Consider the following 21,040-nt stretch of genomic DNA (forward strand, 5'->3'; position numbering starts at 1 on the left):
CGCGGGGTGACGGCGGTGCGCTACGGCGGCTCCGCCGCGACCGCCCGGGACCCCGGGCGCGGCAGCCCGCAGGGCACCGACCTGGGCCTGGGCCTGCTGCACCGGGCCCTGAGCTCCCTGGTGGGGGGCCGCTACGGGCTGCGCACGGTCGAGCTGGCCCACCGGCCGGCGGCGCCGCTGCGGGTCTACGAGGAGTTCTTCGGGGCACCCGTGCGCACCGGCCGCCCCGACGTCCTCCTGCGGATCCCCACCAGCACGCTCGCCCGCCCGCTGCACGGGGACGCCGGGGTCCGGCAGGTGGCGCTCGCCTTCCTGGACACCCAGCTCCCCGGGCCCGGCTCCGCGTGGGCGCCCCGGGTCCGGGGCGTGCTGGTGCAGCTGCTCGGCACCGCGGCCCCGGAGATCGAGGCCGTGGCCCGGGTGCTGGACCTGCACCCCCGCACCCTGCAGCGCCGGCTCGCCGAGGAGGGCACCACCTTCGGCGCCGTCCTGGACGGGACCCGGCGCAGCGCGGCCCTGCGCTGGCTCACCACCACCGACGTCCCCCTCGGCCAGATCGCCGGGCTCGTGGGGCTCTCGGAGTCCTCGGCGCTCACCCGGTGCGCCCGCCGCTGGTGGGGTGCCCCGCCGCGGGACGTCCGCCGCCGGGGCGTCCCTGCCGGCTGAGGGTGTCGCCGCGCGTCAACTTCCTGTCGCGGTGGGTCAAGCGGTGACCGGTGCCCGCCCGCACACTGGACAGCAGGCCCCGATCCACGTCCCCGACCCCAGGAGCAGCCCGTGTCCCCGTCCGCACCCTTCCGCTTCGCCGGCGCCACCGCGGTGCTCACCGGCGCCGCCTCCGGCATCGGCGAGCAGCTGGCCCACGGCCTCGCCGCCCGCGGCACCCACCTGGTGCTCCTCGACCGGGACGCCGCGGGACTCGAGACCGTCGCCGGGGCGATCCGCGCGGGGCACCCGGACCTGCCGGTGCGCACGGTCGTGGCCGACCTCGCCGAGCTGTCCGCGCTGCCGGGCGTGGCCGAGCGGATCCGGGCCGAGCACCCGCGGATCGACCTGCTGGTCAACAACGCGGGGGTGGGCCTGGGCGGGACCTTCGAGCAGGTCTCCGCCGAGGAGTTCGACTGGCTCATGGACATCAACTTCCGGGCGCCGGTGGTGCTCACCCGCGAGCTGCTGCCCGCCCTGCTCGCCGCCCCCGGCAGCCACCTGGTCAACCTCTCCAGCCTGTTCGGCCTCATCGCCCCGCCCGGGCAGGTGGCGTACTCCGCGAGCAAGTACGCCCTGCGCGGGTTCTCCGAGGGCCTGCGCCACGAGCTGGCGGGCCGGGTGGGGGTCACCGTGGTGCACCCGGGCGGGGTCCGGACCAGGATCGCCGAGACCGCCCGTACCCCGGCCGGGGTGTCGGCGGAGCGGGCGCGGAAGGACCGGGAGGACTTCGCGGCGCTGCTCAGCTATCCGGCGGAGCGTGCGGCCGCCGACATCCTGGGGGCGGTGGAGCGGCGCCGGAACCGACTGCTCGTGGCGCCCAGCGCCGTGCTGCCGGACCTCGTGGCGCGAGTCCTCCCGGGCTCCTACTGGCCGGTCCTGCGGCACGCGCCCCGGGTCCTGAAGCATGCGCCCCGGGTCCTGCGGCGTCTTCCCGGGCGGCGGCGCCGGGCCTAGGCTGAGCGCATGACCAGCACCCTGTCCGCCGTCGTCGTCGACTGCCGCGATCCCGAGACCCTCGCCCGCTTCTGGTGCGCCGCCCTGGGCTACGTCGTCCATGCGGAGGCCGAGGGGTTCGTGGGCATCGTGCCCGCGGAGGGCAGCGGCCCGCACCTCGACTTCGTGGTCGTCCCCGAGCCCCGGACCGTCAAGAACCGGCTGCACCTCGACCTGCGCGCCGTGGACAGCGACCGGGACTCCGAGGTCGCCCGCCTGGAGTCCATCGGCGCCCGCCGCGTGGACGTGGGCCAGGGGCCCGAGGTGACCTGGGTGGTGCTGGCCGACCCGGAGGGCAACGAGTTCTGCGTGCTCTCCGACCTCGAGGAGGACTGAGCCGGCGGGCTCAGGCGAGCACGCCGTCCACGTAGTACCACCGGCCGTCCTCGCGCCGGAACCGGGAGTTCTCCCGCTGGGCCCCCCGGGCCCCGTCCGGGCCGCGCCGGTGCGCGGTGAAGTCCACCCACCCCTCGTCGTCGAAGGGGCCGCCGCCCGTCACCCCGTGGACGTCGAGCCGGGTCCAGCGCAGCGCGGGGTCCAGGTCCACGGACGCCGGGCGCGTGCCCGGGTGCCACGTGGCCAGCAGATAGGCATCGTCCCCGGCGGCGAAGGCGCTGAACCGCGAGCGCATCAGCAGCTCGGCCGTGGGCGCCGGGCGGCCGCCGTGGAAGCGCCCGCAGCACGCGCCGTAGGTCTCCCCGGTGCCGCAGGGGCAGCGGGCGTCGTCGTCGATCACGCCATCCAGCCCTCGACCACGCCCTTGCCGAAGAACACCACGAAGGCCGCCGCCACCACGTACATGAGCGGGTGGACCTCCTTGCCGCGGCCCTGCACGAGGCGGATGAAGACGTAGGAGACGAAGCCCGCGCCGATGCCGTCCGCGATCGAGTAGGTGAACGGCATGACGGCGAACGTCAGGAAGGACGGCACGGACAGGCCCCAGTCGTCCCACTCGATGCGCACGACCTGCTTGGCCATGAGGAAGCCCACCACGACCATGGCCGGGGCCACGGCCTCGAACGGCACCACGTTGACCAGCGGGGTGATGAACATGGCGAGCAGGAACAGCACGCCGGTGACCACGTTGGCCAGGCCGGTGCGGGCGCCGTCGGCGATGCCGGTGGAGGACTCCACGAAGATCTGGTTGGAGGACACGGAGCCAGCGCCGCCGGCGATCGCGCCGGCGGCGTCCACCAGCAGGATCTTGTCCACGTTCTGGATCTGCCCGTTGCGGCCCACGAGCCCGGCCTGCTGGGAGAGCCCGACCATCGTGCCCATCGCGTCGAAGAAGATGGAGAGCAGGATCGTGAAGATCAGCAGCGCCGCGGCGAGCGCCCCGAGGCTCCGGAACGCCTCGAGCGGGGCGGCCGAGCCCACGAGGGAGAGGTCCGGCAGCGCCACGAAGGAGGTGGGGGCGGCGGGCACGACGAGCGACCACCCGGTGGGGGCGTCCACGGAGGAGCCGGACGGGACGACCGCCTCGAGCACGTGGGCGAGGATCGTGGTGGCGACCACGGCGATCAGGATCGCGCCGCGGACGTTGCGGACGATGAGGGCCACGGTCAGGAGCAGGCCGACCACGAACGTGAGCATGGGCCAGCCCAGCAGCGTCCCGCCGTCGCCGAGCTGCACGGGCACGGTGGTGCCGGCGGCGTCCGGGATGCGGCGCACGAAGCCGGCGTTCACGAAGCCGATCAGGGCGATGAACAGGCCGATCCCCACCACGATGGCGGTCTTCAGGGACGCCGGCACGGCGTTGAACACGGCGGTGCGGAAGCCGGTGAGCACCAGGACGAACATGATCAGGCCCGCCCACACGACCAGCCCCATCACCTGGGGCCACGTGAGCTGCGGGGTGGTCACGATCGTCACGGCGAGGAACGCGTTGACGCCCAGGCCCGTGGCGATCGCGAAGGGCGCGCGGGCCACGACGCCCATGAGGATGGTCAGCACCCCGGCGACGAGCGCCGTCACGGCCGCGACCCGCTCACCGCCCAGGACGTTGCCGGCGCCGTCCGGGCCGTAGCCGAGGATCAGCGGGTTGAGGACCACGATGTAGCTCATCGCGATGAACGTCGCCACGCCGCCGCGGACCTCGCTCGCCACCGAGGAGCCGCGCTCGCTGATCTTGAAGAAGCGGTCCAGGCCGTTGCGCGGCGGACCGGAGGGGGTCTCGGTGGAGACGGAAGCGGAGGATGCCATGGCGGTCCTTCAGGCACTCGACGGGAGGGAGCACGACTCCACAGGGGACGCTCCCGGGCTGACGGCGGCACCGGCGTGCCACCGGGACGACACTACCTCCCCGCGTCCGGGCGCGCCGGGGCCCGTCCCCGCCGGGACGGGACGCCGCCGGGACGACGCGGGCCCGGTGTCCTTGCACACACCGGGCCCCGTGTCCACCCCTGTGTCCCGTCACGACGGTTCGTGGCGGTTTGTGACGACCGGCGTGACTGTCCAGCGGGACGCGCGAACAATCGAGCGCATGACACAGACGACGCGCGCGCCCCGCGCTGCCCGGAAGCCGAAGGCCGAGGGGCAGTGGAAGGTCGACGGCCGGGACCCCCTGAACCCCAACGAGGTCTTCAAGCAGGCCGACGACGGGCTCAACGTGCGCACCCGGATCGAGGAGGTCTACTCGAAGCACGGCTTCGCTTCGATCGACCCCCAGGACCTGCACGGGCGCTTCCGCTGGTGGGGCCTCTACACCCAGCGCCGGCCGGGCATCGACGGCGGGCGGACGGGCTCGCTGTCCGACGCCGAGATCGAGGACGAGTACTTCATGATGCGCGTCCGGCTCGACGGCGGGGCCCTGACCCGCGAGCAGCTGCGGGTGCTCGGGCAGATCTCCGCGGACTTCGCGCGGGACTCGGCCGACATCACGGACCGGCAGAACATCCAGTACCACTGGATCCGGGTGGAGGACGTCCCCGAGATCTGGCGCCGGCTCGAGGACGCGGGACTGGACACCGTCGAGGCCTGCGGGGACGTGCCGCGCGTGATCCTGGGCTCCCCGCTCGCCGGGATCGCCGAGGACGAGATCATCGACCCCACCCCGGTGATCGAGCGGATCAAGTCCACCTGGATCGGCTCCCCGGAGTTCTCCAACCTGCCGCGCAAGTACAAGACCGCGATCACCGGCCACCCGTCCCTGGACGTGGTGCACGAAATCAACGACTGCGCCCTCGTGGGCGTGGTCCACCCCGAGCTCGGCCCCGGCTACGACCTGTGGGTCGGCGGCGCCCTGTCCGTGGTGCCGTTCCTCGGCAAGCGCCTCGGCGCGTTCGTGACCGAGGAGCAGGCCCCCGAGGTGTGGAAGGGCGTCACGAGCATCTTCCGCGACTACGGCTACCGGCGGCTGCGCAACCGCGCCCGGCTGAAGTTCCTGGTCCAGGACTGGGGCCCGGAGAAGTTCCGGCAGGTGCTCCAGGACGAGTACCTCGGCTACGCGCTCGCGGACGGCCCCGCGCCGGAGAAGGCGGCCGTCCCCGGCGACCACATCGGCGTGCACCGGCAGAAGGACGGCCGGTTCTACATCGGCGTGGCCCCGCGCGTGGGCCGCGTCTCCGGGGCGAAGCTGCTGGCCCTCGCCGACGTGATGGCGAAGTACGGCTCCGACCGGCTGCGCACCACCCCGCACCAGAAGCTCGTGCTGCTCGACATCGAGGAGGCCGACGTCGAGAACGCCGTCGCCGACCTCGACGCCCTGGACCTGCAGGCGCGGCCCTCCGCGTTCCGCCGCTCGACCGTGGCGTGCACCGGCATCGAGTACTGCAAGCTCGCGATCGTCGAGACCAAGCAGACCGCCTCGGACACCATCGACGAGCTCGAACGGCGGCTCGACGGCGTGGAGCTACCCCACCCCATCTCGATGCACGTCAACGGCTGCCCCAACTCGTGCGCCCGCATCCAGACCGCGGACATCGGGCTCAAGGGCCAGCTGCTGCCCACCGAGGACGGCGGGCAGAAGCCCGGCTACCAGGTCCACCTGGGCGGTGGGCTCGCCGCGGACGACCGTGCGGAGGCCGGCCTGGGCCGGACCGTGCGCGGGCTGAAGGTCTTCCAGGACGACCTCGCCGACTACGTGGAGCGGCTGGTCCGGCGCTTCCTGGCCCAGCGCACCGAGGACGAGAGCTTCGCCGAGTGGACCCACCGGGTCGAGGAGAGTGAACTGGCATGACCGGCACGGACACGGGCACCCGCCCCGCGCTGCGGGACGAGCAGCAGCTGCGCGACCTGGCGGCGGCCGGCGCCGCCGCGCTGCACGCCGAGCTGGACGCCGAGGGCCGGGTCCCGGCCGAGGGGGAGGCCTCCACGGAGGAGGCCATCCGCTGGGTCGCGGAGAACTTCGACCTGCGCAGCGTCACCGTGGCCTGCTCGATGGCCGACGCCGTGCTCCCGGCCCTGGTCGCCGAGCAGCTGCCCGGCGTGGACGTGCTGTTCCTCGAGACCGGCTACCACTTCCCGGAGACCATCGGCACCCGGGACGCCGTGGCGCACATGCTCGACATCACCGTGGTCGACGCCCTCCCGGAGCTGACCGTGGCCGAGCAGGACGAGAAGCACGGCAAGGACCTCTTCGCCCGCGACCCCGGCCTGTGCTGCGCGATCCGCAAGGTGGCCCCGCTCAAGAAGTCCCTGGAGGGCTACGAGGTGTGGTTCACCGGCGTGCGCCGGGACGAGTCCTGGACCCGCACCAACGCCCCGATGGTGACCTTCGACGAGACCCACAAGCTCGTCAAGGTCAACCCCATGGTGCGCTGGAGCCTCGACGACCTCGTCGAGTGGTCGCAGGACCACGGCGTGCCGACGAACCCGCTGATGGCGGAGGGCTACCTCTCCATCGGCTGCGCCCCCTGCACGCGGCCCACCGCCCCGGGCGAGGACCCGCGCGCGGGCCGCTGGGCCGGCCAGGACAAGATCGAGTGCGGTATCCACCTGTGAGCGCACCCACCACGACGGAGGCGAACGTGACCACCCCCACCACCGCCCCGGCCCCCGCGGAGGCCGGCGTGCACAGCAGCCTCGACGCGCTCGAGGCCGAGTCCATCCACATCCTGCGCGAGGTCGTGGCGGAGTTCGACCGCCCGGCCATGCTGTTCTCCGGCGGCAAGGACTCGGTGGTCATGCTGCACCTGGCCGCCAAGGCCTTCTGGCCCGGCCGGATCCCCTTCCCCGTGCTGCACGTGGACACGGGCCACAACTTCCCGGAGGTGCTGGAGTTCCGGGACCGCACCGTGGAGCGGCTCGGCCTGCGGCTGGTCGTGGCGAGCGTGCAGGACTACCTCGACGACGGCCGGCTGCTCGAGCGCGCCGACGGCACCCGCAACCCGCTGCAGACCCTCCCGCTGCTGGACGCCATCGCGGAGCACCGGTTCGACGCCGTGTTCGGCGGCGGCCGCCGCGACGAGGACAAGGCCCGCGCGAAGGAGCGGATCCTGTCCCTGCGCGACGAGTTCGGCCAGTGGGACCCCCGCAACCAGCGCCCCGAGCTGTGGAACCTCTACAACGGCCGGCACACCCCCGGCCAGCACGTGCGGGCGTTCCCCATCAGCAACTGGACCGAGCTGGACATCTGGCGCTACATCGAGCGCGAGAACATCGAGCTGCCGCCCATCTACTACGCCCACGAGCGGGACGTCTTCCGCCGCGACGGGATGTGGATGGCCGTGGGCGAGTTCTCGGCGCCGGCCGGGGCCGAGGCCGTGGAGCGGCAGACCGTGCGCTACCGCACCGTGGGGGACATGTCCTGCACCGGCGCCGTGCTCTCCGGGGCGCGCACCGTGGCCGACGTGGTGGCCGAGGTCGCCGTGTCCACGCTCACCGAGCGCGGGGCCACCCGCGCGGACGACAGGATCTCCGAGGCCGCCATGGAGGACCGCAAGAAGGACGGGTACTTCTAGACATGACTTCCCCCAGCACCGTGACCGGGCACGCCCCCGCGGCCGAGCAGGTCCCCACGATCGATCCCGGCTCGCTGTTCCGCTTCGCGACCGCCGGCTCCGTCGACGACGGCAAGTCCACCCTGGTGGGCCGGCTGCTGCACGACGCCAAGGCGATCCTCGCCGACCAGCTCGAGGCCGTGGGCCGGACCTCCGCCGAGCGCGGCTTCGGCGGCGGCACGGGCCGGCTCGACCTCGCCCTGCTCACCGACGGCCTGCGCGCCGAGCGGGAGCAGGGGATCACGATCGACGTGGCCTACCGCTACTTCGCCACGGACCGCCGCTCCTTCATCCTCGCGGACTGCCCCGGCCACGTGCAGTACACGAAGAACACGGTCACGGGCGCCTCGACGGCCGACGCCGTCGTGCTCCTCGTGGACGCCCGGCACGGCGTGGTCGAGCAGACCCGGCGGCACCTGGCCGTCGTGTCCCTGCTGCGCGTGCCGCACGTGGTGGTCGCCGTGAACAAGATCGACCTCGTCGACTACGACCAGGAGGTCTTCGACCGGGTCGCGGCGGACGCCACGGGCATCGCCGCCCGGCTGGGGGTCGAGGACGTGCACGTGGTGCCCGTCTCCGCCCTCGAGGGCGACAACGTGGTGGAGCCCTCCGCGCGGACCCCCTGGTACTCCGGGCGGCCGCTGCTGCGGGTGCTCGAGGAGCTGCCCACGGTGGACGAGTCCGGCCGCGGCACCGCCCGCCCCTTCCGCTTCCCCGTCCAGTACGTCATCCGCCCCCAGGGCGGCACGGCCCCGGGCGCGGACGCCGAGCGGCTGCGGGACTACCGCGGCTACGCGGGCCAGATCGCCTCGGGCACCGTGGCGGTCGGGGACGAGGTCGTGGTCCTGCCCGCGGGCCGGCGCACCACGGTCACCGGCATCGACGTGGCGGGCACCGCGCCCGCCCCCGGAGCGCCCCTGCCCGGCGAGCAGCTCACGGAGGCCGCGGCGCCGCTGTCCGTGACGCTGCGGTTGGCCGACGACATCGACATCGCCCGCGGCGACCTCGTCGCGAGCGCCGACGACGAGCTGCCGGAGCCCGTCCGGGACCTCGTTGCCTCCGTGGCCTGGCTCGGCGAGCGGCCCCTGCAGCCCCGCGCGCGCGTGCTCGTCAAGCACGGCGCCGCCACGGTCCAGGCCATGGTCGTCGAGCTCGAGGGGCGGCTGGACCTCGAGGAGCTGGTGCTGCGGGACGCCGGCACCCTCGAGCTCAACGACATCGGGCGGGTCCGGCTGCGGCTGGCCTCCCCGCTGCCCGTCGACCCCTACGACCGGCTGCGGCGCACCGGCGCCTTCCTGGTCGTGGACCCGGCCACGGGCAACACGCTCGCCGCCGGGCTCGTGCAGGACGCCTGAGGTGGGCGGGCAGCAGCCGCCCGCCCTCGTCACGGTGACCGCCGGTGACGGAGGGCGCGCCGCCTCGGGCCGCCGCCGCCGGGGATGGCCGCTGGTGCTGACCGCGCTGGCGCTACTGGCCGCCCTGACGGTCGCCGCCACCGCGCTGCGCGACAACGGGACGCTCGCGGCCTGGGAGGCGGACGCGGTCGAGACCTCGGACGCAGCCGAGCTGCGGCTGGGCTACTTCGGCAACCTCACGCACGGCCCCGCCCTCGTCGGACTGGAGAACGACTACTTCGCCCAGGAGCTGGGGGACACCGCGCTGTCCGCGCAGGTCTTCAACAGCGGCCCCACAGCGGTGGAGGCCATGAACGCCGGGTCGATCGACGCCGCGTTCGTGGGCCCCAACCCGGCGATCAACTCCTTCGTCCGCTCCCAGGGCCGCTCGCTGGCCGTGGTCGCGGGCGCCGCCTCCGGCGGCGCGCAGTTCGTGGTGCGCCCCGCCGTCACGGGCCCGGAGGACCTGGCCGGGCGCACCGTGGCGAGTCCCGAGTTCGGCGGCACCCAGGACGTGGCCCTGCGCACCTGGCTCGCCGAGCAGGAGTACGACGCCGACGGCGAGGGGGACCGCGCCGTGGCGATCACGCCCATGGCCAACGGCCAGACCATCTCGATGCTCCGGCAGGGCCGCGTGGACGGCGCCTGGCTGCCCCAGCCCTGGGCCACCCGTGCCGTCCAGGACGGCGCCCGGGTCCTCGTGGACGAGCGGGACCTCTGGGCGGACGGGCGCTATCCCACGACCGTCCTGGTGGTGCGCAAGGACTACCTCGAGCGCCACCCGGAGACCGTCGAGGAGCTCGTGCGCGGTCTGCAGCGGTCCGTGGACTGGCTGCACGAGCACGAGGCGGAGCCCGAGCTGCTGGCCTCCACCCTGAACGAGGGCCTGGAGAGCGCGCAGACCGAGACGCTGCCCGAGGCGACGGTCGCGGGTGCGCTCGAGGCCGTCGAGTGGACCACCGACCCCCTCGCGGACACCTACCCGCAGCTGCTCGCCGACGGCGTGGCGGCGGGGACCACGGAGGAGGCCCCGCTCGAGGGGCTCGTGGACACCACGGTCCTGGACCGGGTCCGCGCCGGCTCGGAGGGGGGCGCATGAGCACCACCACCGCGATCCGGCTCCGCGGCCTCGGCAAGAGCTTCGCCCCCGAGGACGGCCCCGTCCTGCAGGACGTGGACCTCGACGTGGAGCGCGGGCAGTTCGTCGCGCTGCTCGGCGCCTCCGGCTGCGGGAAGTCCACCCTGCTGAACATCGTCGCGGGCCTCGAGGAGCCGACGGAGGGCTCCGTGACGGTCCCCGCGGAGGGCGCGGCCCTGATGTTCCAGGACGCCGCGCTGTTCCCCTGGCTCACGGCGCGGCGCAACGTCGAGCTGGCTCTCGAGCTGCGCGGGGTCCCCACCGCCCGGCGGCGGGACCAGGCCGGGGAGCTGCTCGAGCTGGTCCGGCTGCCGCACGCGGCGGACAAGCGCCCGCACGAGCTCTCCGGGGGGATGCGCCAGCGGGTGGCCCTGGCCCGGGCCCTGGCCCAGGACCGGGAGGTCCTGCTCATGGACGAGCCGTTCTCCGCGCTCGACGCCATCACCCGGGACCTGCTGCACGAGGAGCTGCTGCGCGTCTGGCGCACCACCGGCCGGACGATCGTGTTCATCACGCACAACGTCGCCGAGGCCGTGCGGCTGGGCCAGCGGGTGCTGCTGATGTCCTCCCGCCCCGGTCAGGTGGTCCAGGAGTGGGACACCCGCCCGTGGAAGGACCCCGAGTCCTACGGCTTCGAGGGCAGCGCGCAGTCGCTCGACGACACCCTCGGCGAGCTGACCCGCACCATCACCGCACGTCTGCGCGAGGAGATCAGCCGCCATGCGAAATGACACCGCCCTGCCCGGCGTCCCGGCCGCGCCGCCGGTGGCGCCCGCGCCCCCGGCACCCCGCCGCGGCGCGGAACGGGCCGTCCCCGGGCCCGCCCCGGACCGGTCCGGCGACCCGGCCGGGACCGGTGAGGAGCTCGCCGGGCTCGACGCGCTGCAGACCGAGCGCACCCGGAAGACCTCGGTGGGCGAAGTGCTGCGCACCAAGGTCGCCCCGCCCCTGGTCGCCCTGGTGGCCGGCCTGCTGCTGTGGCAGCTGCTCGTCGCGCTCCTGGGCACCCGCCCCGACGTCGTGCCCGGCCCGCTGGACGTCGCGCGGCAGTTCGGCGCGCTGGTCGGCGACGGCACCGTGCTGGGCGCCCTGGGAACGAGCCTGTGGCGGGGGATCAGCGGCTTCCTGGTGGCGGCGGCGGTCGCCACGCCGCTGGGGCTGCTCATCGCCCAGTGGCGTGGGCTGCGCAACGCCGTGGGCCCGATCATCTCCGGGCTGCAGGTGCTGCCCTCGATCGCCTGGGTGCCCGCCGCGATCATCTGGTTCGGCCTGTCCGACGCCACGGTGTACTTCGTGGTGCTCATGGGCGCCATCCCCTCCATCATCAACGGCATGCTCGCGGGCGTGGACCAGATCCCGCCGCAGCTGCGCCGCGCCGGGCACGTGCTCGGCGCCCGGGGGTGGACCATGGCCAGCAAGGTCGTGCTCCCCGCCGCCCTGCCCGGGTACCTCGCCGGGCTCAAGCAGGGGTGGGCCTTCTCCTGGCGCTCGCTCATGGGCGCCGAGCTCATCGCGATCGGCGGCTCCATCGGGTTCGGCCTCGGCTCCCTGCTGGAGCAGGGGCGGACGGTCTCCAACATGGCGGTGGTGATGGTCGCCGTGCTGTCGATCCTCGTCGTGGGCATCCTCGTGGAGCTGCTCTTTTTCAACCCCGTGGAACGGCGCCTGCTGCGCGGGCGAGGGCTGCTCGGCCACCGCTCGTGAGTCTCCGCACCCAGGAGATTCTGCGCCGGATTCACTACCCTTGTACCCGGTCTACGATGCGCGCGGCGGACGCCGTGCGCGCAATCGAAAGGAAGCCACGTGGCTGACACCACCACCCGCCCCCTGCGCGTCGCCATCATCGGCGCCGGTCCGGCCGGCATCTACGCCGCGGACATGCTCACCAAGTCCGAGCCCGTGAAGAACGGGGAGCTCGAGGTCAGCATCGACCTGTTCGACCGCTACCCGACCCCGTTCGGCCTCATCCGCTACGGCGTGGCCCCCGACCACCCCCGGATCAAGGGCATCATCACCGCGCTGCGCGCCATCCTGGGGCGCGGCGACATCCGCTTCTTCGGCAACGTGGAGTTCGGCCGGGACCTGACCCTCGCCGACTTCGGCGCCCACTACGACGCCGTGATCTTCGCCACCGGAGCCGTCTACGACGCCCCGCTGAACATCCCCGGCAACGACCTCCGGGGCGTGCACGGGGCCGCCGAGTTCGTGGCCTGGTACGACGGCCACCCGGACTTCCCGCGCACCTGGCCGCTCGAGGCCCGCGAGATCGCGGTCATCGGCAACGGCAACGTGGCCCTCGACGTCGCCCGCGTGCTGTCCAAGCACGCCGACGACATGCTCCTCACCGAGATCCCCGGCAACGTCTACCAGGGGCTCAAGGCGTCCCCGGTCACGGACGTGCACATCTTCGGCCGCCGCGGCCCCGCCCAGGTGAAGTTCACCCCCCTCGAGCTGCGCGAGCTCGCCAAGTCGCGGGACGTCGACATCGTCGTCTACGACGAGGACTTCCAGTACGACGAGGGCTCCGAGCTGACGATCGCCGAGAACAACCAGGTCAAGGTCATGGTCAAGACCCTCGAGAAGTGGCGGGCCGACGACTCCCCGAAGACCGCCTCCCGCCGGCTGCACCTGCACTTCCTGCAGAGTCCCCGCGAGGTGCTGGGGGAGGACGGCCGGGTCACGGGGCTGCGCATGGAGCGGACGCGCCTCAACGGCGACGGCTCCGTGTCCGGGACCGGCGAGTACGTCGACTACCCGGTGCAGGCCGTCTACCACGCGGTGGGCTACCTCGGCTCCCGCCTGCCCGAGCTGCCGTTCGACGACGGCCGCGGCGTGATCCCCAACGCCGAGGGCCGCGTGCTGGCCGAGGACGGGACCGTGCTGCACGGCCTCTACGCGACCGGGTGGATCAAGCGCGGCCCGGTCGGGCTGATCGGCGCCACCAAGTCCGACGCCCTCGAGACGGTCACCCACCTCCTGGAGGACCGCGCCGTGCTGCCGGGCGCCACCCGCCCGGACCCCGGGTCCGTCAACGACGTGCTCGAGGCCCGCGGCGTCGAGTACACCACCTGGGAGGGGTGGCTGGCCCTCGACGAGTACGAGCAAGGCCTCGGCCAGTCCTCGCACGACGCCGAGGGCAACCCGCGCGAGCGCGTCAAGGTGGTCGAGCGCGAGGAGATGGTCAGCGTCTCCCGCGAGGGCGTGGCGGAGCCGGTCTCCTCGCCCGTCTGAGCCGCAGCACCGCACCGCGGCACCGCGCCGCCGTGCCGCGAGGGGCCGCGTCCTGCCGGACGCGGCCCCTCGCGTTGCCGGACCCCTCGCGTTGCCGGACTCCGGGCCTACAGGCCCAGCAGCCCGCGGACGTGGTCGTTGAGGAACACCCCGTCCGGGTCCACGGACGCCCGGGCGTCGAGGAAGTCCTGGAACCGCGGGTACACGGAGCGCAGGTACTCGGCGTCCTGCGTGTGCACGGTGCCCCAGTGGGGGCGGCCGCCGTGGGCCACGAAGATCTCCTCGGCCGCGGCGAACACCTTCGGGTCGTACCGGCGCCAGTACTGCCGCAGCGCGATCCAGCCGGTCTCCCGGCCGTGGGCGGGGGCGAGCCAGGCGTCCTCGGCCGCGGCGCAGCGCACGTCCACCGGGAGCGAGAACGAGTAGTCGCGCCGCTCGATGAGCGTCTGCAGCTCCCGGAAGGCCACGACGAGCTCCTCGACCGGCAGGGCGTACTCGGAGGAGACGAACCGGGTCCGGCGCGGCACGGTGAACACCCGGAAGGACAGGTCGCTGTACTGCCGCGGGCTGTTCGTGAGGGCGTCGAGCCGGTTGAGCCCCGGCGTGGAGCGCGGCAGGGCCGTGGCCAGCTGGTTGAGCCCCGCGGTGAGGGTGTTGCGCAGCAGGGCGTCGTCGAGCCGGCGCACGGTGCGGGCCACGGGGGAGCCGGGCCGGGTGTAGGAGTCCGGGAGCTTGTGCAGGCGCGTGAGGATCCGGGTCTGGGCGGTGGCGGTGCCCGGCGTCCAGAAGAACTCGAAGTGGTCGGCCCCGGCCATCCGGCTGCCCAGGGTGTCCACCAGCTGGCCGAGGGGCTCCTTGAGCTCCGCCGCGTGCAGCCGGAACGTCGGCTCGCACACCAGGGTGACGCTCGCGAGGACCCCCATGGCGCCCAGGCCCACGCGCGCGGCCTGGAACAGCTCGGGGCGCTGCTCGGCGGAGCACTCCACCAGCTCGCCGTCGGCCGTGACCAGGCTCAGGGCCACCACCTGCTGGGAGAGGGAGCCGAAGGCCAGGCCGGTCCCGTGGGTGCCGGTCGAGACGGCGCCGGCGACCGTCTGCCAGTCGCTGTCCGGCAGGTTGGTCACGGCCAGCCCGTGGGCGTCCAGCTCCTGGTTCAGGTCACGGATCGTGGTGCCCGCGAGGACCGTGACCCGCTGGTTCTCCCGGTCGACGGCCGGCAGCCCGGACAGCCCGGAGAGGTCGACCATGACGTCGGGGGCCAGGGGCAGCGCCGAGAAGCTGCACCCGGAGCCCACCGCGCGCACGCCCAGTCCGCGGCACACGGCGGCGGCGACGCCCTCCGCGAGCTCCGGGACCGAGGTGGGGCGCAGCACGTGCCGGGGGGTGACGGAGTGCGTCCTGCCCCACGTGGCCCACTCTCTCGTCCCGGTCTCGCCGGGCAGGGCGTCGGGCAGCGAGACCTCGCTCATCGGCGGGACCGTCCTTCCTCGCAGGCAGGTGCACAGTGCGCCCTCATCATGTCATCCCGAGGGCGCTCCGGCGCCCTCGACGACCCCGTCCTGCGGCCCCGCCGCGCGTACCATCGGAGGCGAAGCCCGCGGCGGGATCCGGAGCACCGCGGACCGAGGACGCGCACAGGAGGCAGCACCATGACCGATCACCCGTCCCCGGACCGGGAGCGCGAGGAGCCCCACGAGACCACGCTGGGCGAGGAGGCGGTGCGCGACCGCGTCCCCTCGGGCGGCGGGCAGAGCCGGTCCCTCGACGCCACGGGGGAGATCGTCGTGGGCATCGACAGCTCCGAGCAGAGCCTCGGGGCGCTGCGGTGGGCGGCCCGGGAGGCCCGCCGCCGCGGTCGTCCGGTGCGGCTGGTCACCGCGTACAGCCTGCCCGTGTTCTCCGGCTCTGGGTTCGACACCGGCTACGCCACCGTGGACGAGGCCGCCCTCACCCAGGGCGTCGAGGAGCTGCTGAACCACGCGGCGGACCAGGTCCGTGACGTGGGGGTCGAGCTGCGGGCGACCGTCGAGACCGGGGACCCCTCCGGGGCCCTGCTCGAGCTGAGCCGCACGGCGGAGCTGCTGGTCCTCGGCTCCCGCGGCCGGGGCGGTCTGCTGGGCCGGCTGCTCGGCACGGTCTCCACGGCGGTGCCGGCGCACTCGAAGTGCCCCACGGGCGTGGTCCCCCTGCCGTGGGCGCAGCAGCACCTGGGCGCGGAGGAGCTCACGAGCACCCGGGCCCTCGTGGACCGCGTGGTCGTCGGGTCGGACGGCTCCACCCAGGCCCGGGCGGCCATGCTCTACGCCGCGGAGGAGGCGCGCCTGCTCGGCGTGCCCCTGACGGTGCTGTGCGCGCTCCCGCCCGTGAGCGGGGCGCTCGCGTGGATGCCCACGGCGGTGGACTTCGAGGTGATGTACGACGACGTCGCGCGGGCGCTCAACGGCGGCGTCGCCTGGCTCGAGAGCTGGTTCCCCGACCTGCAGATCGGCTCGGAGCTCGCGGACGGCGCGCCGGTGCAGGTGCTGGTCGAGCAGACCCGGCGCAACGGGCTCGTGGTGATGGGCACGCGCGGCCGGGGCGGCTTCGCGGGGATGCTCCTGGGCTCCACCTCGCAGGGCGTGCTGCACAACGCCGCGGGACCCGTGCTGATCGTCCCGGACCGCTACGACGAGCGGATCGAGACCCGCAAGGACTTCGACTCCGACGACATCCGCCCCTGGGACGCCTGAGCGGGCCGGCTCAGCCCCACCCCAGTTCGTGCAGGCGCTCGTCGTCGATGCCGAAGTGGTGGGCGACCTCGTGGATGACGGTCACCGTGATCTCCTCCACGAGCTCCTCGCGCTCCGCGCACATGCGCTGCAGCGGACCCCGGTAGACGAAGATCCGGTCCGGCAGGGAGCCGGCGCCCCACCCGCCGTCCCGGGCGGTCAGGGGCACGCCCTCGTAGAGGCCGAGCAGCCCGGGGGAGTGCTCCGGCGGCTCCTCCTCGACCAGGATCACCACGTTGTCCATCGCCCGGAACAGGGCGTCCGGGATCAGGTCGATGGCGTCGTCGACGGCGCCGTCGAACTCCTCGCGGGTCATCTCGATCACGCTCTCCTTCCTACCCCACGAGCCCGGGCGCCGGCTGGGTCCCCGGGGGCAGTGCGGGAATTGTGCGGGATCCGCGCGAGCCTCTAAGCTGTACTCGGTTTCTCCCGTGTCACGGTCCTCGGTCGCCGAGGTCGTGGTCGTCGACGCGGGTGTCCGGCCCCCATCGTCTAGTGGCCTAGGACACCGCCCTTTCACGGCGGCGACACGGGTTCGAATCCCGTTGGGGGTACGCGATCGGAGGGTCCGCCCACCGATTTGCACAACCGGCGAGGAATGCTGGTAAGATCAGTCCTCGTTGGAAACAGCAAGGCCCTGTAGCGCAGCTGGTTAGCGTGCCGCCCTGTCACGGCGGAGGTCGCGGGTTCAAGTCCCGTCAGGGTCGCTCAGACGGCGTTCATCGAGTCGATGCGGCGCCGTCGCGGCATATCCGCTGCGGATGTGCCGGGGCTCTGTAGCTCAGTTGGTAGAGCGTACGACTGAAAATCGTAAGGTCACCGGATCGACGCCGGTCGGAGCCACCGCGGAAACCGCCGGTCCCCTCGAGGGGCCGGCGGTTTCTTCGTGCCGGGGGCCCTGCCGCCCGCTGCCAGCGGACACGGAGGTTCGCTCCCTACCCTGGGAGCCGTGACCCGGTATCCCCGTCGCCCGAGCCCCCGCGGGGCAGCAGCGGCCGCGCTGACCGCCCTGAGCCTGCTGGCGCTCACTGGCTGCGGCGCCGGCCCGCAGTCCTCCGGGCTCGTCCTCGAGCCGACCGCGGGCTCGCCCGCCCCGGTGCCGGCCGGGCCCACCGCGGAACCGGAGGCCTGCTTCGACGTGGCGAGCGCCTACACGGCGCTGACCCTCGTGCCGCTGTCCGGCGACGAGCCGGACCCCCACTTCCGCCCCCAGGGGGCGGCTGCCTCCGTGCGGGACCTCACCTCCCGGCTGCCCGCCGAGCTGCGCCCCGCGTTCGAGGACGCCGTGGCCGCCCTGGACGCCGCGGGCTCGTCCGTGCAGCCCGCCGAGCTGGCCGATCTGCAGCGGACGCTCGCGCCGGTCGGCGACTGGCTCCGCCGGGCGTGCGCGGAGCCCACCCCCTCGAACTGATCAGCAGCCTGTCTAGACTGGGGGGCAGGTCGCCCGGCCCGGGTGGCCCCGACGGGAGGAGCCGACATGACCGAGCACCGACGCGAGCAGGAACCGGGGCACGGGCCGGTCGACGACCAGCGCGAGGACGGCGTGGTCGTCGAGCCCGGCGCCGAGCTCGACCGCGACCTGGAGCAGCAGGGACTGGGCGCCGAGCGGCCCGGCGACGAGCAGGGGCGGCCGTGACCGGCCCCGCGCGGACGAGCGCGCTCGGACGGGCCGCGGCGACCGGCGCCGCGGCGGGGATCGCGGGGGCCGCTCTGATGGTGCTGGGGGAGAAGGCGGAGCAGGCGCTGACCCACCGGCCGGACTCCTACGTCCCCGCGCGCGCCCTGCTCACCCTGCTGGGGCGCCACCCCGGGGACCGCGAGCAGCCCACGGGCTGGAACTCCGCCATGCACTACGGCACGGGCGCCGCCCTCGGCGCCCTGCGCGGCGTGTGGGCCGTGACCGGCATCCGGGGTCCGCGCGCGAACGCCTGGCACACGGTGGTGCGGCTGGCCTTCGACCAGACCGTGGAGAACGCGACGGGGGTCGGGGCCCCGCCGTCGACCTGGCCGGCCGGCGAGCAGGCCGTGGACGTCCTGCACAAGGCGGGGTACTCCGTGGTCACCGGCGTGCTCGCGGACCGGCTGGTGGCGCCGGTGCTCGTGTCGGGCCGGGGGCGCACCAGCCACTGACCGGCGCGCCGGACCGGGCGTCCGCGACGAGCGGTCGTCCGCGGCGTGCCGGCGTGCGGCGCCGCACGCCGTGCGCCAGGACCGCCGGGATCTCCGAGGCCGGGGCCCCCGAGGCCGGGGCCCCGAGGGCCGGCAGGACGGCTCAGGGGGCCAGACGCCACCACACGGCCCGCTCGGGCCGCAGGACGCCGTCCTGCACGGCGTCCCGGCTGCTGAGCACGAGCGGCTCTCCGGCGGGCAGGGGGACCGGGGCGCCGCCCAGGTTCGCCGCCACGAGGACCCGCTCCCCGGCGCCGGTGGTGTTCACGAAGGACAGCAGGCCCGTCGCGGCGTCGTGGCTCGCGTGCCACGCGAAGGAGCCGCGGCCGAGACCGAGCTCCCGGCGCACCCGCAGCGCCGTGCGGTACACCGTGTGCGTGGAGTCGGGGACCCCCACCTGCCGGTCCGCCGCGAGCTGCGCGAACTCCTCGGGCTGCGGCAGCCACGGGTCGGCCCCGAAGCCGTGGCCGGGCTCTCCCGCGGCCCAGGGCAGCGGGACCCGGCAGCCGTCGCGGCCGATCTCCTCGCCCCCGGTCCGGGCGAACGCCGGGTCCTGGCGCAGCTCGGCGGGCAGGCGCGTGTGGTCGGGCAGGCCCAGCTCGTCCCCCTGGTACAGGTAGGCGGAGCCGGGCAGGGCCAGCTCCACCAGCGCGGCGGCGCGGCCGCGGGCGAGGCCCTGCTCGTGGTCCGGCTGCTCGCCGTCCGCGTCGATCCCCTTGGGGTAGGCGATGGGATCCGTGAGCCCGAAGCGGGAGACGTGCCGGACGGTGTCGTGGTTGGACAGCACCCACGTGGTGGGCGCGCCGACGTTCGCCGACTCCGCCAGGGAGTCCTCGATGGCCCGGGACATCCGGGCCCAGTCCCACCCGGCCACCAGGAAGTCGAAGTTGAACGCCTGGTGCATCTCGTCGGAGCGGACGTACATCGCCAGCCGGTGCGCCGGCTCGACCCACGCCTCGGCCACCAGCATCCGGTCGCCGTCGTACTCGGCGAGCACCCGGTGCCAGTCGCGGTAGACCTCGTGCACGCCGTCCTGGTCGAAGTAGGGGCTGCCGGTGCTCAGCGGGGTGTCCGGGGCGTCGTGCTCCCGCGCGTCGTGCTCGCCCTCGACCATGTGCACCTGGTGGTCCCAGTCCGGCAGCCCCTCGGCCTTCACGAGGCCGTGGGCCACGTCCACGCGGAAGCCGTCCGCGCCCCGGTCCAGCCAGAAGCGCAGGACGGAGCGGAACTCCTCCCACACCTCCGGGTTCTCCCAGTTGAGGTCCGGCTGGGTGCTGTCGAACAGGTGCAGGTACCACTGCCCGTCCGGCAGCCGGGTCCAGGCCTCGCCGCCGAACACGGAGCGCCAGTTGTTCGGCGGCAGCTCCCCGTGCTCGCCCCGGCCGTCCCGGAACATGTACCGGTCCCGCTCGGGGCTGCCGGGCCCGGCGGCCACGGCGGCCCGGAACCACTCGTGCTCGCTCGAGGTGTGGTTGGGCACCAGGTCCACGATCAGCCGCATCCCGAGCTCCGCCATCCGGGCGCGCATCCGGTCGAAGTCCTCCAGGGTGCCGAAGCGGGGGTCCACGTCCCGGTAGTCGGAGACGTCGTAGCCGGCGTCGTGCTGCGGCGAGACGTAGAACGGGGACAGCCACAGGGCGTCCACGCCGAGGTCCGCGAGGTAGTCCAGCCGGTCGACGATCCCGGGCAGGTCGCCCAGGCCGTCACCGTCGGAGTCGTTGAAGGACCGGGGATAGATCTGGTAGATCACCGCGGAGCGCCACCACTCGCCCTCCTCGGTGGCGGGGGACTGGCTGACCTGCTGCGTCATGGGGGTGCTCCTCGGGTGCTTCGTCGGGGGTGTCCGGTGCGGGCGGCTCCGGTGCGGGGGCGTCCCCAACCTAGTCAGTCCCCGGGCGCGGTGTCACGGCGGCCGGCGCTGGGGCGGCCGCCGGGGCGGCCGGTGTCCGGCCGGGACCGCCCGGCCGGTGCACGACCACGTTGGTGGGGGCGAGGGCCAGGACGACGAGCGCGGCGGCGAGGACCGCCAGCCCGGTCCAGCCGGCGCCCGTCAGCCGTTCGCCGACGACGACGACGGCCAGGACCGCCGCGACGGCCGGTTCGGTCAGGGTGAGGGTCGTCGCCGTGCTCGGGCGCACCCGGGCGAGTCCCACGCCGAACAGGAAGTACCCGAGGAACATCGGCACCAGCGCCATGTACGCGGCCACGGCGAACGCCTGCCCCGAGGCCAGCAGGGGCGCCCCCGTGAGGGCGAGGACCGGGAGCAGGAGCGCCCCGCCGGCGCCGAAGACGGCGCCCATCGAGGCCGCGCGCCCCACCCCGTGGCCCATCAGCCGGTGCACCACCCACGAGTAGAGCGCGTACGTCGCCCCGGCCACCAGTCCGAGCCCGATGCCGGCGGCGGTGTCCGCGGCCGAGGCCCCGGACCCGCCGGCCCTCGACAGGCACAGCAGGCCGCTGCCGAGGACGCCCAGGAGCGCGGCGGTCATCCACCACCGGCTCAGGGGGCGGCGCTCGAGGACGCGCTCCAGGACGCCCGAGGCCAGCGGCGCGGAGGCCAGGGAGACGACCGTGCCGATCGCGACGCCGCCCAGGTGCATCGAGCTGTAGAACGCCAGCGGATAGACGGCCACGGCCGCGGCCCCGGCCGCCACCAGCCCGGCGTGCGAGCGCAGCGCCCGCCGCGAGCGGCGCAGGGCG

Annotated in this window: 21 protein-coding genes and 3 tRNA genes; 18 read left to right on the forward strand and 6 right to left on the reverse strand. The window is 74.2% G+C overall.

Features of this window, described 5'->3' with window-relative positions:
* From CRM73_RS12510 to CRM73_RS12520, 3 genes are all read left to right on the forward strand, one after another.
* Positions 1-666 (forward strand): AraC family transcriptional regulator (locus tag CRM73_RS12510; RefSeq protein WP_229587921.1); only part of this gene is annotated, 666 nt, incomplete at its 5' end.
* A 111-nt stretch (positions 667-777) separates the two neighbouring features.
* Positions 778-1,662: an SDR family oxidoreductase gene (locus CRM73_RS12515; protein WP_035925506.1), complete on the forward strand. Its 885-nt coding sequence runs from the start codon at positions 778-780 to the stop codon at positions 1,660-1,662.
* 9 nt (positions 1,663-1,671) lie between these two features.
* The gene (locus tag CRM73_RS12520; RefSeq protein ID WP_229587923.1) at positions 1,672-2,037 is read left to right on the forward strand and encodes a VOC family protein; all 366 of its coding nucleotides are present in this window, start codon (positions 1,672-1,674) and stop codon (positions 2,035-2,037) included.
* Between the two features lie 10 nt (positions 2,038-2,047).
* Here CRM73_RS12520 and CRM73_RS12525 read toward each other — a convergent pair whose 3' ends face one another.
* Both CRM73_RS12525 and CRM73_RS12530 read right to left on the reverse strand, forming a co-directional pair.
* A complete protein-coding gene (locus tag CRM73_RS12525) occupies positions 2,048-2,437 on the reverse strand; it encodes a YchJ family metal-binding protein (RefSeq protein ID WP_229587925.1) in 390 nt (129 codons plus the stop codon).
* Positions 2,434-3,903 carry an NCS2 family permease gene (locus CRM73_RS12530; RefSeq protein WP_109221797.1) on the reverse strand — a complete coding sequence of 490 codons (1,470 nt, stop codon included), beginning with the start codon at positions 3,901-3,903 and terminating at the stop codon, positions 2,434-2,436. The genes CRM73_RS12525 and CRM73_RS12530 overlap by 4 nt, the downstream gene beginning before the upstream one ends.
* Positions 3,904-4,183: 280 nt before the next feature.
* Between CRM73_RS12530 and CRM73_RS12535 the strand changes: the two genes are divergently transcribed.
* The 8 genes from CRM73_RS12535 to CRM73_RS12570 all read left to right on the forward strand — a co-directional run bounded on the left by CRM73_RS12535 (position 4,184) and on the right by CRM73_RS12570 (position 13,403).
* Entirely contained in the window at positions 4,184-5,878 is a 1,695-nt protein-coding gene (locus tag CRM73_RS12535) for a nitrite/sulfite reductase (protein ID WP_017833013.1), read from the forward strand.
* A complete protein-coding gene (locus CRM73_RS12540) occupies positions 5,875-6,642 on the forward strand; it encodes a phosphoadenylyl-sulfate reductase (RefSeq protein WP_017833014.1) in 768 nt (255 codons plus the stop codon). The genes CRM73_RS12535 and CRM73_RS12540 overlap by 4 nt, the downstream gene beginning before the upstream one ends.
* 26 nt (positions 6,643-6,668) lie before the next feature.
* Entirely contained in the window at positions 6,669-7,601 is a 933-nt protein-coding gene (gene cysD / locus CRM73_RS12545; RefSeq protein ID WP_031282790.1) for a sulfate adenylyltransferase subunit CysD, read from the forward strand.
* A 2-nt stretch (positions 7,602-7,603) separates the two neighbouring features.
* Positions 7,604-8,995, forward strand: a complete 1,392-nt coding sequence (locus CRM73_RS12550; RefSeq protein ID WP_229587927.1) for a sulfate adenylyltransferase subunit 1 — start codon at positions 7,604-7,606, stop codon at positions 8,993-8,995.
* 1 nt (position 8,996) lies between these two features.
* Positions 8,997-10,133 carry an ABC transporter substrate-binding protein gene (locus CRM73_RS12555; protein ID WP_017833017.1) on the forward strand — a complete coding sequence of 379 codons (1,137 nt, stop codon included), beginning with the start codon at positions 8,997-8,999 and terminating at the stop codon, positions 10,131-10,133.
* On the forward strand, positions 10,130-10,903 hold the full coding sequence (locus CRM73_RS12560; protein WP_017833018.1) for an ABC transporter ATP-binding protein: 774 nt from the start codon (positions 10,130-10,132) through the stop codon (positions 10,901-10,903). The genes CRM73_RS12555 and CRM73_RS12560 overlap by 4 nt, the downstream gene beginning before the upstream one ends.
* Complete coding sequence (locus tag CRM73_RS12565) at positions 10,893-11,876, forward strand: ABC transporter permease (protein WP_095649850.1); 984 nt, start codon at positions 10,893-10,895, stop codon at positions 11,874-11,876. The genes CRM73_RS12560 and CRM73_RS12565 overlap by 11 nt, the downstream gene beginning before the upstream one ends.
* A gap of 99 nt (positions 11,877-11,975) precedes the next feature.
* On the forward strand, positions 11,976-13,403 hold the full coding sequence (locus CRM73_RS12570; protein WP_095649849.1) for an FAD-dependent oxidoreductase: 1,428 nt from the start codon (positions 11,976-11,978) through the stop codon (positions 13,401-13,403).
* Positions 13,404-13,510: 107 nt separating this feature from the next.
* On the opposite strand, the gene CRM73_RS12575 is transcribed toward CRM73_RS12570, so the two are convergent.
* On the reverse strand, positions 13,511-14,872 hold the full coding sequence (locus CRM73_RS12575) for a D-arabinono-1,4-lactone oxidase (RefSeq protein WP_229587930.1): 1,362 nt from the start codon (positions 14,870-14,872) through the stop codon (positions 13,511-13,513).
* A gap of 180 nt (positions 14,873-15,052) precedes the next feature.
* Between CRM73_RS12575 and CRM73_RS12580 the strand changes: the two genes are divergently transcribed.
* Positions 15,053-16,132, forward strand: a complete 1,080-nt coding sequence (locus CRM73_RS12580; RefSeq protein ID WP_229587932.1) for a universal stress protein — start codon at positions 15,053-15,055, stop codon at positions 16,130-16,132.
* A gap of 10 nt (positions 16,133-16,142) precedes the next feature.
* Here CRM73_RS12580 and CRM73_RS12585 read toward each other — a convergent pair whose 3' ends face one another.
* Positions 16,143-16,496 (reverse strand): metallopeptidase family protein, encoded by a 354-nt coding sequence (locus CRM73_RS12585; RefSeq protein WP_017833023.1) that lies wholly within the window; start codon positions 16,494-16,496, stop codon positions 16,143-16,145.
* Between the two features lie 156 nt (positions 16,497-16,652).
* Here CRM73_RS12585 and CRM73_RS12590 point away from each other — a divergent pair.
* The 6 genes from CRM73_RS12590 (at position 16,653) to CRM73_RS12615 (ending at position 18,301) form a co-directional block, all read left to right on the forward strand.
* Positions 16,653-16,725: transfer RNA gene (locus tag CRM73_RS12590), tRNA-Glu, on the forward strand.
* A 79-nt stretch (positions 16,726-16,804) separates the two neighbouring features.
* Positions 16,805-16,878 (forward strand) — tRNA-Asp (locus tag CRM73_RS12595).
* A gap of 63 nt (positions 16,879-16,941) precedes the next feature.
* Positions 16,942-17,014 (forward strand) — tRNA-Phe (locus tag CRM73_RS12600).
* Between the two features lie 106 nt (positions 17,015-17,120).
* The gene (locus CRM73_RS12605) at positions 17,121-17,582 is read left to right on the forward strand and encodes a hypothetical protein (protein WP_017833024.1); all 462 of its coding nucleotides are present in this window, start codon (positions 17,121-17,123) and stop codon (positions 17,580-17,582) included.
* Between the two features lie 66 nt (positions 17,583-17,648).
* Complete coding sequence (locus tag CRM73_RS12610; RefSeq protein ID WP_017833025.1) at positions 17,649-17,807, forward strand: hypothetical protein; 159 nt, start codon at positions 17,649-17,651, stop codon at positions 17,805-17,807.
* Positions 17,804-18,301 (forward strand): hypothetical protein, encoded by a 498-nt coding sequence (locus tag CRM73_RS12615; protein ID WP_095649846.1) that lies wholly within the window; start codon positions 17,804-17,806, stop codon positions 18,299-18,301. The genes CRM73_RS12610 and CRM73_RS12615 overlap by 4 nt, the downstream gene beginning before the upstream one ends.
* 142 nt (positions 18,302-18,443) lie before the next feature.
* Here CRM73_RS12615 and CRM73_RS12620 read toward each other — a convergent pair whose 3' ends face one another.
* Complete coding sequence (locus CRM73_RS12620) at positions 18,444-20,150, reverse strand: glycoside hydrolase family 13 protein (RefSeq protein ID WP_229587934.1); 1,707 nt, start codon at positions 20,148-20,150, stop codon at positions 18,444-18,446.
* 70 nt (positions 20,151-20,220) lie between these two features.
* Positions 20,221-21,040, reverse strand: an 820-nt coding sequence (locus CRM73_RS12625; protein WP_229587936.1) for an EamA family transporter, incomplete at its 5' end; no start/stop codon positions are given.

Source organism: Kocuria sp. CCUG 69068 (genome assembly GCF_020833785.1).
In the GTDB taxonomy this organism is placed as follows: Bacteria; Actinomycetota; Actinomycetes; order Actinomycetales; family Micrococcaceae; genus Kocuria; species Kocuria rosea.

Bases quoted from the DNA above. Each gene is read 5' to 3' on its own strand.
- CRM73_RS12520 (WP_229587923.1), top strand. From the start codon at position 1,672: ATGACCAGCACCCTGTCCGCCGTCGTCGTCGACTGCCGCGATCCCGAG.
- CRM73_RS12530 (WP_109221797.1), bottom strand. From the start codon at position 3,903: ATGGCATCCTCCGCTTCCGTCTCCACCGAGACCCCCTCCGGTCCGCCG.
- CRM73_RS12535 (WP_017833013.1), top strand. From the start codon at position 4,184: ATGACACAGACGACGCGCGCGCCCCGCGCTGCCCGGAAGCCGAAGGCC.
- CRM73_RS12540 (WP_017833014.1), top strand. From the start codon at position 5,875: ATGACCGGCACGGACACGGGCACCCGCCCCGCGCTGCGGGACGAGCAG.
- CRM73_RS12550 (WP_229587927.1), top strand. From the start codon at position 7,604: ATGACTTCCCCCAGCACCGTGACCGGGCACGCCCCCGCGGCCGAGCAG.
- CRM73_RS12560 (WP_017833018.1), top strand. From the start codon at position 10,130: ATGAGCACCACCACCGCGATCCGGCTCCGCGGCCTCGGCAAGAGCTTC.
- CRM73_RS12565 (WP_095649850.1), top strand. From the start codon at position 10,893: ATGCGAAATGACACCGCCCTGCCCGGCGTCCCGGCCGCGCCGCCGGTG.
- CRM73_RS12575 (WP_229587930.1), bottom strand. From the start codon at position 14,872: ATGAGCGAGGTCTCGCTGCCCGACGCCCTGCCCGGCGAGACCGGGACG.
- CRM73_RS12580 (WP_229587932.1), top strand. From the start codon at position 15,053: ATGACCGATCACCCGTCCCCGGACCGGGAGCGCGAGGAGCCCCACGAG.
- CRM73_RS12610 (WP_017833025.1), top strand. From the start codon at position 17,649: ATGACCGAGCACCGACGCGAGCAGGAACCGGGGCACGGGCCGGTCGAC.
- CRM73_RS12620 (WP_229587934.1), bottom strand. From the start codon at position 20,150: ATGACGCAGCAGGTCAGCCAGTCCCCCGCCACCGAGGAGGGCGAGTGG.